Origin of the sequence: Roseobacter fucihabitans (assembly GCF_014337925.2) — a bacterium.
Taxonomy (GTDB): domain Bacteria; phylum Pseudomonadota; class Alphaproteobacteria; order Rhodobacterales; family Rhodobacteraceae; genus Roseobacter; species Roseobacter fucihabitans.
On sequence record NZ_CP143423.1, the window covers coordinates 3254542 to 3266617 of the forward strand.

A 12076-nucleotide genomic window follows, 5' to 3' on the forward strand; every position below is an offset into this window, starting at 1 on the left:
GACAGCTTCGCTGAAGCGGACCGGCTAGAAGCCGGTGGCTTAAATCCATTAGGTGGAAAGTAAACTGTGTCGGAACATTTTGAGCGGTGCCAAGGCATCAAAACAAATACCGGGATGCTCAACTCAAAAAACGCATCAAGCCGGTGCCGTCAAATCCGCGATCTATCTTCATTGCCCAGCGTGGGAAACAACCGCCAACCAGTGCCTGGTTGCCGTAAAAGCCGGCACCTCATGTCTTAAAGTTGAATTCAAACACGCCGCGACCGCCCCTGACCTCAACGAGGTTTTACCCCCGATGAGTGCATCCCTCCGAAGCGTCCAACTGCCCCTGCCTCCAGATTTCAAATCGTGCCGTTCAGACGCAACCAAATGATCACTGCCACACAGACCACTATGAAATTGAACGCAAGCGCGGCCAGCACGGAAATCACACGACCCCGGCGCGCATCCGCACGGTCGATCTTGCTCAGATGTTGCGTGACATCGTCAAAAGAGCGGTCAATCTCATGAGCGTCAAACTGCCGGGTCAATTTGATATTACCCCGCAACGCATCAACATCCGCCACCAAAACCGCCTGCCGGTACAAACGTTTTGGCAAGCGGCGCCGCGCCCGCCCGACGCTGTGTGCGAGCGTTTGCCCTTTGATCCCGAGATGTTTTTCAAACGCGGCGTTCAGGGTTTCGGCTTTTGTTTCGATGTCTAGTGAAGCCTGCATGGGCAGAGCATAATCATCCTGATGGCGCAGACACAATAGCACTGGCACCACGCGTTCAAATCCATTAGCCCGTTGTTATGCTCAGCTATTCTGAATTTGGCGCGCCGGACGCCCCCAAACTGGTCATCGTGCATGGTCTTTACGGATCCGGGCGCAATTGGGGCGTGATCGCCAAACGCCTCTGCGATGTCGCGCGCGTTATCACGGTGGATCAGCGCAACCACGGTCAAAGTGCTTGGACCAAAACCCATACCTACAGCGACATGGCGGATGATCTGGTTGAATTGATCCAGCATCTTGGCGGGCCGGTCGATGTGATCGGCCATTCCATGGGGGGTAAGGCCGCAATGGTTCTGGCTGTGCAAAACCCCGAACTAATACGTCGTCTGATCGTGGGCGATATCGCCCCGGTGCCCTATACGCATAGCCAGATGCAATTCATCACGGCAATGCGCGCGGTGGATTTGTCAAACCTGTCCCGCCGGTCGGATGCGGAAGCGCAGCTTGGTGCTTTGGGCGTCGAACCAGCCTTGCAAAGCTTTTTCACCCAATCTCTGGATGTCGCGGAAAGGCGTTGGCGTCTTAACCTTGATGTTCTTGCCCTGGAGATGGACCGCATATTGTCCTTTCCGACCTTGAGCGGCGCGTTCGAAGGCCCAACGCTGTTTTTATCCGGCGCTGCATCCGATTACGTTACGGCTGAACACCGCCCTGCGATCAAGTCGTTGTTTCCAAAGGCGCGTTTTGCCAAACTGCCCCAAGCCGGGCACTGGTTACATGCCGAAAAACCACGGGAATTCGAAGCCGCGGTACGCGCATTTCTGGCTCTGCAAACGTAACGCTGCTATGTGTTGAAAATGGCATAAATCCCAAGAGCCAGCCCAGGCAAAATATTAAATCCAACTCTGGGTTGTTTACCAATTTCCACTTAATTTATTGCTTTTTCAATCGTTTGGGACGAAATTTGAACTCTGGGCAGGGGTGTCTTGGTATAGTTGTAATGGTGTTGGTATGCGTGGTTTTCTTACGCTCGCAGTGGCAATCGTGCTCGCTGCAACGGTCGCTTTCGGAGCCTCCTCAATCAGTATGCGCGGCCTGCCGGGCATCGCTTTTCTGAACGATAGAATTGACGTTCAGGCTGAGGTTCTGAACGCCTCTTTCGGGATTGCGGATGCGGATCTGGACAGGGTGATCCTACAGTCACCGAAACCGGTAGTGCCGTTTTCCGACGCGGCGGTGCGTTTTGGTGACCTGTCCCAGCCCAAAGGCAATTTCGGCTACACGCCAGTCGATCCGACAAGCGGGGCGGACCCAATTGATGATTTCCGGGCCGTCGCGCTGCGCCGATGCATCAAGTTTATGAACGGGACGACGGACCTGATCGTCGGCCCCCCGACTTTTGAACCCAGTTTCCTGGGAGGAAATCCAGTAGATCCCGTGACATTTGGTTTCCAACCCGCCGTGTTCCGTTCTGGGGGCGGTGGCGGTGCGAATGTACCAGTGGCGACCACGACACCGCCGCTCTTTATCCCGCCTGCTCCTCCTACGGATGGACCAGTCATCACAACCGAAACGCAAATTGCGCCGATTCCAGTACCCGCCGCTCTCTTGTTGTTCGGAACGGCATTCGCCGGTCTCGCCCTGATGCACCGCAGGAAACCGGTTGCGTAGCCTGCTACCCAAAAGAATGCAGGGAGGATGGAGGCTTTTGCAGCACCTCTGGTAAGTGCAGGTTTCCTATTCAAACTCTACCGCGTTGCTGTTTCTTTGCGCATGCCCGCCCGCCGCAAAGCACCGCCGTTCACGAAAGTCAGCGGCGACCGCATAGCAACGCCAGACCGCCAAGACCCGTCAACATCAGCGGCAGGTCGGAGAGCGTGTTGCCTGACAGAATGGCGGGGCGGTCCGAAAACAAGGGATCGGTCGTCGTCGCCACTTCCTGCAACCCGCCCATCCTTTGATGTACTGGAAACGGTGGTCGTGAATTCCACCGTCATGGTGGCCGTCGATGCGGTGGCACATACGACTGCGGCAAATACGGCCAGGCATCAGGAGACGGAAAGTTTCATTCCAATGATTCCCAAATAAGTTTGTTGGTTTTATGTTTCGCAAGTTGCACCAGCGTATGATTTGATTTGCTCAGACCCGGAACGCTAAGGCGCATATCGTTAGTGGCAAATGCACGCTTTCCACTCGGGCGGTATCAACCCGGCCCTGTGGATGTCTTTTGGCTGTTCACTGCGCGGGCAGAGCCTCCCCCCGCTGGTGTGTCATTCGACCTTGCACCTGTGCGCGCGTTGCCTATAACGCAGACAATTTGGACACATGCGGGTGTCCGGAAATCAGGGGGCCGACCATGCCAAAAAGAACCGATATCAAATCCATCATGATCATTGGTGCGGGCCCCATCGTAATCGGGCAGGCATGCGAATTCGACTACTCCGGTGCGCAGGCGTGCAAGGCGCTGAAGGAGGAGGGCTACCGGGTCATTCTGGTCAATTCCAACCCCGCCACGATCATGACCGACCCCGGTCTCGCCGATGCCACCTATATCGAACCCATTACACCGGAAATGGTCGCCAAGATCATCGAAAAGGAACGCCCCGATGCCTTACTGCCCACCATGGGCGGGCAGACCGGCCTCAATACCTCGCTCGCGCTCGAAGAAATGGGCGTCCTGGACAAATACAACGTCGAGATGATCGGGGCCAAACGCGAAGCCATCGAGATGGCCGAGGACCGCAAGCTGTTCCGCGAAGCCATGGACCGCTTGGGCATTGAAAACCCCAAAGCGACCATCGTTACCGCCCCCAAGGTGAACGGCAAAAAGGACCTCGCCGCCGGTGTGGCCATCGCCCTTGAGGCGCTCGAAGAGGTCGGCCTGCCCGCGATCATCCGCCCCGCCTTTACCATGGGTGGCACGGGCGGCGGTGTCGCCTATAACCGCGATGATTACGAGGCAATCTGCCGCTCGGGCATGGATGCCTCCCCCGTGGGCCAGATCCTGGTGGATGAAAGCCTGCTCGGGTGGAAAGAATTCGAGATGGAGGTCGTGCGCGACACTGCCGATAACGCCATCATTGTCTGTTCCATCGAAAACGTGGACCCGATGGGCGTGCACACCGGGGATTCGATCACCGTGGCCCCCGCGCTGACGCTGACGGATAAAGAATACCAGATCATGCGCAATCACTCCATCGCGGTGCTGCGCGAAATTGGCGTGGAAACCGGTGGGTCGAACGTACAATGGGCGATCAACCCGGTGGATGGCCGCATGGTGGTGATCGAAATGAACCCGCGGGTGTCGCGCTCCTCTGCGCTCGCCTCCAAGGCCACGGGGTTTCCGATTGCCAAGATCGCCGCAAAACTGGCCGTGGGCTTCACGCTGGACGAGCTGGACAATGACATCACCAAGGTCACGCCCGCCAGCTTTGAGCCAACTATCGATTATATCGTCACAAAAATCCCAAAATTCGCCTTTGAAAAATTCCCCGGCTCCGAGCCCAACCTAACCACGGCGATGAAATCGGTGGGCGAGGCCATGGCCATTGGGCGCACGATCCATGAGAGTCTGCAAAAGGCGCTGGCCTCCATGGAATCCGGCCTCACCGGTTTTGACGAAATCGACATCCCCGGCGTTGGCGTTGACCCTTGGGGCATCGAGGGTGCGGATCGCGCCGCCATTATCAAGGCCATCAGCCAGCAAACGCCCGACCGTATGCGCACCATCGCCCAGGCCATGCGCCACGGCATGAGCGACGCCGATATCCACGGCGTGACGATGTTCGACCCGTGGTTCCTCACGCGGATCAGAGAGATCATCGAGGCGGAACGGACCCTGCGCGCAGACGGCCTGCCGGGCACGGAAAAGGCACTGCGTCACCTCAAGATGATGGGCTTTACGGATGCGCGGCTCGCCACCCTGACCGGTTGCGATGAGGCAGATGTGCGCAAGGCGCGTCAGAACCTTGGCGTGACGGCGGTGTTCAAACGCATCGACACCTGTGCCGCCGAATTCGAGGCGCAAACGCCCTATATGTATTCGACCTATGAGATGCCTGTTTTCGGCGAGGTGGAATGCGAAGCCCGCCCATCGGATCGCAAGAAGGTCGTTATCTTGGGCGGCGGTCCGAACCGGATCGGGCAAGGGATCGAGTTTGATTACTGCTGCTGTCATGCGTGCTATGCGCTGACCGATGCGGGTTATGAGACGATCATGGTCAACTGCAACCCTGAGACGGTTTCGACGGATTATGACACATCGGATCGGTTGTATTTCGAGCCGCTGACCTTCGAGCACGTCATGGAAATTCTGCGGGTTGAGCTAGAAAACGGCACGCTGCACGGCGTGATCGTGCAATTCGGCGGTCAGACCCCCCTCAAGATCGCCGCCGCCCTGCACGCCGAAGGCATCCCGATCCTCGGCACCACGCCCGACGCCATCGACCTTGCCGAGGACCGTGAACGGTTTCAACAATTGGTGCAATCCCTCGGCCTCAAACAGCCGCACAACGGGATTGCCCATTCGGACGCCGAGGCGCTGGAAATTGCCAAAGACATCGGTTTCCCGCTGGTGATCCGCCCCTCTTATGTGCTCGGCGGGCGCGCCATGGAGATCGTGCGTGATCAGGCCTCGCTGGAACGCTACATCACCAACGCTGTTGTGGTGTCCGGTGACAGCCCCGTACTGCTCGACAGCTACCTGTCAGGCGCGGTGGAACTCGACGTGGATGCGCTTTGCGATGGCAAGGACGTGCATGTCGCAGGCATCATGCAACATATCGAGGAGGCCGGCGTGCATTCGGGCGACAGCGCCTGCTCCCTGCCGCCCTACTCCCTGCCGCGCGACATCATCGCTGAGGTCGAAAAACAGACCCGTGCTCTGGCGCTCGCGCTCAACGTGGTGGGCCTGATGAACATCCAGTTCGCGATCAAGGACGGCGAGGTTTACCTCATCGAGGTCAACCCCCGCGCCTCGCGCACCGTGCCCTTTGTGGCCAAGGCGACGGATTCGGCCATCGCCTCCATCGCCGCGCGCATCATGGCGGGCGAACCGCTCTCCAACTTCCCGCAACGCGCGCCCTATGACGCGGATGCGGCCTATGCCGACGTGCTGCCGTTGGGCGATCCGATGACGCTGGCCGATCCGAATATGCCGTGGTTCTCGGTCAAGGAAGCGGTGCTGCCCTTTGCGCGCTTCCCCGGTGTGGATACGTTGCTTGGCCCCGAAATGCGCTCCACCGGCGAGGTGATGGGGTGGGACCGCGATTTTCCCCGCGCGTTCCTCAAGGCACAGATGGGGGCTGGGACGATCCTGCCATCTGAGGGCTGTGCGTTTCTGTCGATCAAGGATGCCGACAAGACCGATGACATGCTTACGGCGGCACGTATCCTGCTCGATCAGGGTTTCACATTGGTTGCCACCAGCGGCACCGCCTCCTGGCTCAAGGAACATGATCTGGCCTGTGGCCTGGTGAACAAGGTCTATGAGGGGCGCCCGGACGTCACCGACATGATGAAAGACGAAGCCATCCATCTGGTCATGAACACCACCGAGGGCGCGCAAGCGGTGGAGGACAGCAAATCGATCCGTTCCATCGCGCTTTATGACAAGATCCCCTATTTCACGACCGCCGCTGGCAGCTATGCCGCCGCATTGGCGATCCGAGCACAGGCGGACGGGGACGTCGGCGTGAAGGCCTTGCAGGGGTAAAATCGGAAAACGCAGATGCGCAAGATCATCTGGACAGGCCCTGCATACATAAAAAGACGGCGGAATCGAGAATTCGCCGTCTTTATTACTTAGGCAACCTCAGGTTCCGTGGTTGAACAAAATTCAGAACCGACGCACATAACGGGCTGAAAACCACCTGCCATCACTGTCTTCGTCAAAAACACTCTCGGACCTGTCCGAATATGGGGCCCTGAGCGCAATCAAAAGGTCCCGTTACCCCGGCGCGACGCAAACTGCATGAAGCCTCTGGCCATGTACGGATAAACGCTTCACACTCCCTCCATGCTGGATAAACAAAATGTCGCCATTTCCAATGTCAGGGTGCCCGCCAAAAGGGCGCGCACATTGGACCCCGGCAAGGTTCAAGACCTGGCTGAGGACATCATCGAGAACGGTCAGACCACGCCGATACAGGTCCGCAAGGACGGTACCGGGTTCATTCTGGTGGAAGGGCTGCACCGGTTGGAAGCCATTCGCGCGTTGGGGGAAACAGAAATCATGGCCTATCTTGTGCGCGCCCGCCTGCATTGACGCGCAGGATGTCAAAAAACACGCAACAGCGCAGCACCCCCATGCAAACGCTCAGAGCGCTCCCTGTCATTGCTGTTTTGGCGGGCTGCGATCAAACGAGCGAACCTACGGTCACGACACTTCCCCTTTTTGGTGAAGGCTATAGATTTGACGGCGACATATGCCGTCGCGTGGGAGAGGATGCGTTCACCAATCCGTTCCTCGATGACGCCGCGGTCCTCGTTGCCTGCCCCACCGGCGCGGCAAACACGGGCGGTCTGATAACGACCGCAGGCGCGCGGGAGGTTGCAAGGCGCGATGGGTACACGCTCTATTCGATCCCGACCCGGTAGCCGCGTTGCAACCCGACGCCACGTCACCTTTGCGGAGCTGCCTTGACCGCAGGGTTCATTTACGTCCAGAAATAGCGCCTCTTTGGGAGTTTCCAGCATGTATATACCCGCCATCACCGGAACTGGCGTTTTCACCCCACCAAACGTGATCAGCAATGCTGAACTGGTGACCGCGTTCAATGCCCATGTGGACCTGTTCAACGCGCAAAACGCAGATGAAATTGCGGCTGGTACGCTGGAAGCGAAGGCGTATTCATCCCAGGAATTCATCCTCAAGGCGTCCGGTATCCACCAGCGATACGTCATGGACAAAACCGGCATCCTCGATCCGGCGGTCATGCACCCGCTGCTGCGTCAACGCGATGATGATGAACCGTCCATCATGGCCGAAATGGGGCTCAACGCGGCGCAAAAGGCGCTCGATATGGCGGGCAAAACCGCGCGCGACGTGGGTCTTGTGATCTGTGCGGCCTCCAACATGGAACGCGCCTACCCGGCAGTCGCCATCGAAATACAGCAATTGTTGGGTGTCGAGGGCTTTGCATTTGACATGAACGTCGCCTGCTCTTCGGCGACCTTCGGCATTCAGGCAGCGGCGGACATGGTGCGCGCAGGCAGCGTCAAGAGCGCTTTGATCATCAACCCAGAGATATGTTCCGCGCATCTGGAATGGCGCGACAGGGATTGCCATTTCATCTTTGGCGATGTTGCGACCGCCACCTTGATCGAGCGCAGCGAAGACGCAAAACGCGGATATTTCGAGATCAAATCCACGCGCTGTGCCACAGAGTTTTCCAATAACATTCGCAACAATAACGGATATTTGCGCCGTTCCCGCCCGGCTGGCATGGCCGACCGACGCGACATGCAATTCATGCAAAACGGGCGCAAGGTTTTCAAGGAAGTCTTGCCCATGGTATCAGAGCATATTGCAGCGCATATCAGCGATGCGGGTGTGCATGCAAATCAGTTGAAGCGCCTATGGCTGCACCAGGCCAACAAGACGATGAATGATTTTATCGGCCGCAAAGTGCTTGGCCGCACGCCCGAACCACAAGAACAACCCAATATTCTGCAAGACTATGCCAATACCTCCTCCGCAGGGTCGATCATCGCGTTCTCCCAGAACTCAGAGGATTTCAAACACGGTGAATTTGGCCTGATCTGTTCCTTTGGCGCGGGCTATTCGGTGGGGTCTGTTTTGTTGGAAAAACACGGCTGAGCCGGGGGATGGCGGGCCGGATCATGCCGTGCCGTGATCGTTTTCTAGATGCAGTTTCATGTCGATGAGAACCTGCTGCAACAGGCCGGTTTCGCGCAACAGGCGCTTTGCTTCGTTCACCGTGATCTTACCGTCTTCCATGGATTGCTGATATTCCCCCATCAGCATGGCAAAACGCTGGCTCAGCGCAATGACATCGGCGTTTACCCCACCGGGCCGCTCTTCGTTCGGGCGCCGTTCATCATATTGCAACGACGAGCCGGACAGTTCGGCAAGTGCGCCTGTGACGTGGGGGTAATTCGCGGCCTGCTCCAGCAGCGCGACCGTTTCAATCGGCATATAGCGGTCGGAATGTTCATCGTGATCCGAGTAGTAACGCCCCAGCGTCGCCTTTGACTTGCCGGTAATCTGGCAGGCCTGCTCGATGCCGACGTCCTTTACCAGCGATTCCGTATGTTTTTTAAGGTACCTGCCGATCGCTGCCATATCATCCTCATCCGACTTAAATTGTAATTACTCTGTGCAAAGGGGAATTCCATCTGAAGTTTTCCATTAATCGGATGTGAGGGAAATGTCATTTATAAAAGTGTTCCCGGCCTTCGGGGTTTAATCAGTAACCGGTGTCCCCTGCACCGGATTTCGGTTGGGAGCCGGTTTGCGCTCTGCTGACTTGGGAACGGTGGGTTGGCCAAAATGCCGACAGTCGCGCGCTGGCTCTTACTAACGCCTGCAAGGATTTGTGGCGGCCCCAGTCGTATCCGATTGCGTTGGAGAAGCTCCATTTCTCCATTTTGAATGATGACATCTTGCTCGCTCTTGGTGGTGGGCTTTGAGACCAGTTAAAATGCGTCAAACAGACGCCGCTCTACGGGAGCCAGTCGCTCTTATGCTCCAACTCTCACAGCCGGGCCTCGACCGTACACATCGAACGCATTAATCGGTACCCTTGGCGGGGCCACGGATCTTGCACGCGGTCTCCATCTGTTGCATGCCCACGCGCTTTCTATCCGTCCTGGCTGTTTCGTGCATGGTGCAGCTTCATCACCGGCATCAGCCATGCACCTGACGATCAACCGCTTGTCGGTCACGTAGCGCCGGACCGTCGATCTCTATCGGGACGTTGAACCATCGCCATTCACCGCATGTTTTGATGATGCGCAGCCGGAGTCCACATCCCTTAATGGCACACATACTACGGGTTCTACTCTGTTTCTCGGGCCGTCTATCCTTGCTTGTTTATGGTCGCGCTACTCATTTTTCGTCATAAAAAAAGAGAGTGCCATGGCGTTCAAAACGATTCGCTTTTAAGCAGAAGATGCCGGCTAACAAACGGATAAACCTATGGCAAAACTGTACTGGATTTGGTCGACGATGGGGGCAGGCAAAAGCCTCAACCTCATCCAAACAGCGTTCAATTACGAAGAACGTGGCATGCAGACGCTGCTTCTGACGTCGGCCATCGATGATCGTCACGGCAAAGGAAAAATCACCTCCCGGCTGGGCATTTCGCGCGATGCAGAGATTTTTTCGCCCGACAAGGATCTCTATAGCGATCATCTTGTTCCGGCGGCTCAAGCAGGCATGGGTTGCGTTCTGGTGGATGAAGGGCAGTTCCTGTCGCGTCGCAACGTCGAAGACCTCGCCAGAGCCGTTGATACGCTGAATTTACCTGTGATGGTTTGGGGTCTGCGGACTGATTTTCTCGGTAACCTGTTCGAAGGCTCCAACGCCCTCTTCTCACTGGCTGACGAGTTGCGTGAAATGCGAACGCTGTGCCACTGCGGAAAAAAGGCGACCATGGTGCTCCGCCGCGATGCAAATGGCAACGCCGTTTCAGAGGGCCCGCAAGTGCAGATCGGCGGCAATGACAGTTACACACCGCTCTGCCGCAAGCATTGGGCTCAGGCCATCGCACAGAGTCGCTCCTCATCAATCACCTGATTTTGTTTCTGCCGGGATCGCCGCGCTAGCCCACAAGAGAGACTTTATCCGTAAAGCGCATCGGCATGATTTCCTTGGGAGTGGGGTGCCCGCAGCCCATAATTCATGACTTCTACTTCAAAAGATGGGACAAAGACTGCACGCTGATGTCAATGATGGACTTCCAAATATTGCCTGTCGTGTTCGCAACCCAATACATCATCACAATGCCAAAGGGCCGCAGTTTCTCGCTGCGGCCCTTTGACCTTCATCCGATGTGTTCACTCTGATCCGGTCACCCCAGAGGGGGTTGCGGACATTGCCTGTGACACGCGTGCCGCGTGCAGGCTCGCGCTCACTCAGTAATTTTGCTTACCACACCCGCGCCGACGGTGCGGCCACCTTCGCGGATCGCGAAACGCAGGCCCTGCTCCATCGCGATCGGTGCGATCAGCTCGACGCCAAAGCTCACGTTGTCGCCCGGCATCACCATTTCGGTGCCTTCAGCCAACTGAACCGTGCCCGTCACATCCGTCGTACGGAAGTAAAACTGCGGGCGGTAATTCGCGAAAAACGGCGTGTGACGGCCCCCCTCATCCTTGGTCAGGATATAGGCTTCGGCCTCGAACTTGGTGTGTGGTTTCACGGAACCGGGCTTGCACAGCACCTGGCCACGCTCAACGCCTTCACGGTCGATACCGCGCAGCAATGCGCCGATGTTGTCGCCCGCTTCACCACGATCCAGCAGCTTGCGGAACATTTCAACGCCCGTGCAGGTAGTCTTCTTGGTGTCACGAATGCCAACGATTTCAATCTCATCGCCCACATTGATCACGCCACGCTCAACACGACCGGTCACAACCGTACCGCGACCGGAGATCGAGAACACGTCTTCCACAGGCATCAAAAACGGCTGGTCAATCGCCCGCTCAGGCGTCGGGATGAACTCATCCACGGCCGCCATCAGCTTGCGAATGGATTCTTCGCCAATCTCTGGGTTTTCACCGTTCATCGCCGCCAGCGCGGAGCCGGGGATCACCGGAATATCATCGCCAGGGTATTCGTATTTGCTCAGAAGCTCGCGGATTTCCATCTCGACCAGTTCCAGCAACTCTTCGTCATCCACCTGATCGACCTTGTTCATGTAGACAACCATCGAAGGAATGCCGACCTGACGGCCAAGCAGGATGTGCTCGCGCGTTTGCGGCATCGGGCCATCAGCCGCGTTTACCACCAGGATCGCGCCGTCCATCTGCGCCGCACCGGTGATCATGTTCTTGACGTAATCCGCGTGGCCGGGGCAATCGACATGCGCATAGTGGCGCGCTTCGGTCTCATATTCGACGTGCGCCGTAGAGATCGTGATCCCACGCGCTTTCTCTTCAGGCGCGCCATCAATCTGGTCATAGGCCTGAAAATCGCCAAAATACTTCGTGATCGCAGCCGTCAACGTCGTCTTGCCGTGGTCAACGTGACCAATCGTGCCAATGTTTACGTGCGGTTTAGTACGTTCAAACTTTGCCTTTGCCATGGTGAGAGGCACCCTTTTCCTTGCAAGGGGTCAGGATCGACCCCGTCATTCACATGGCGGGCGATGTATTGTGATCGACAAGGAAAATCA

The 12076-nt window shown here is 57.2% G+C and carries 11 protein-coding genes; 7 read left to right on the top strand and 4 right to left on the bottom strand.

All coding sequences use genetic code 11. The annotated features are described in order from the left end of the window. Window positions 1–341 precede the first annotated feature (341 nt). Entirely contained in the window at window positions 342–716 is a 375-nt protein-coding gene (locus ROLI_RS15985; RefSeq protein ID WP_187429025.1) for a hypothetical protein, read from the bottom strand. 77 nt (window positions 717–793) lie between these two features. On the opposite strand from ROLI_RS15985, the gene ROLI_RS15990 reads away from it, so the two are divergent. After that, window positions 794–1555, top strand: coding sequence for an alpha/beta fold hydrolase (locus ROLI_RS15990; RefSeq protein WP_187429024.1), 762 nt, complete (start codon window positions 794–796; stop codon window positions 1553–1555). A gap of 172 nt (window positions 1556–1727) precedes the next feature. Next, a complete protein-coding gene (locus tag ROLI_RS15995; protein WP_187429023.1) occupies window positions 1728–2387 on the top strand; it encodes a hypothetical protein in 660 nt (219 codons plus the stop codon). Window positions 2388–2526: 139 nt separating this feature from the next. Here the strand turns inward: ROLI_RS15995 and ROLI_RS16000 are convergent, their stop codons facing one another. Next, window positions 2527–2661: a hypothetical protein gene (locus ROLI_RS16000; protein WP_262386416.1), complete on the bottom strand. Its 135-nt coding sequence runs from the start codon at window positions 2659–2661 to the stop codon at window positions 2527–2529. A 411-nt stretch (window positions 2662–3072) separates the two neighbouring features. On the opposite strand from ROLI_RS16000, the gene carB reads away from it, so the two are divergent. From carB to ROLI_RS16020, 4 genes are all read left to right on the top strand, one after another. Then, the gene (gene carB, locus ROLI_RS16005) at window positions 3073–6429 is read left to right on the top strand and encodes a carbamoyl-phosphate synthase large subunit (protein WP_187429022.1); all 3357 of its coding nucleotides are present in this window, start codon (window positions 3073–3075) and stop codon (window positions 6427–6429) included. Between the two features lie 303 nt (window positions 6430–6732). Further along, complete coding sequence (locus tag ROLI_RS16010; protein ID WP_187429021.1) at window positions 6733–6981, top strand: ParB N-terminal domain-containing protein; 249 nt, start codon at window positions 6733–6735, stop codon at window positions 6979–6981. A gap of 41 nt (window positions 6982–7022) precedes the next feature. Next, window positions 7023–7313, top strand: a complete 291-nt coding sequence (locus ROLI_RS16015; protein ID WP_187429020.1) for a hypothetical protein — start codon at window positions 7023–7025, stop codon at window positions 7311–7313. A gap of 97 nt (window positions 7314–7410) precedes the next feature. Continuing rightward, a complete protein-coding gene (locus tag ROLI_RS16020; protein WP_187429019.1) occupies window positions 7411–8535 on the top strand; it encodes a beta-ketoacyl-ACP synthase III in 1125 nt (374 codons plus the stop codon). Window positions 8536–8556: 21 nt separating this feature from the next. Here the strand turns inward: ROLI_RS16020 and ROLI_RS16025 are convergent, their stop codons facing one another. After that, window positions 8557–9021, bottom strand: a complete 465-nt coding sequence (locus tag ROLI_RS16025) for a hypothetical protein (RefSeq protein WP_187429018.1) — start codon at window positions 9019–9021, stop codon at window positions 8557–8559. Between the two features lie 855 nt (window positions 9022–9876). Here ROLI_RS16025 and ROLI_RS16030 point away from each other — a divergent pair. Next, window positions 9877–10476: a thymidine kinase gene (locus ROLI_RS16030; RefSeq protein ID WP_187429017.1), complete on the top strand. Its 600-nt coding sequence runs from the start codon at window positions 9877–9879 to the stop codon at window positions 10474–10476. A 334-nt stretch (window positions 10477–10810) separates the two neighbouring features. On the opposite strand, the gene tuf is transcribed toward ROLI_RS16030, so the two are convergent. Continuing rightward, window positions 10811–11986, bottom strand: a complete 1176-nt coding sequence (gene tuf / locus ROLI_RS16035) for an elongation factor Tu (RefSeq protein WP_187429016.1) — start codon at window positions 11984–11986, stop codon at window positions 10811–10813. Window positions 11987–12076 lie beyond the last annotated feature (90 nt).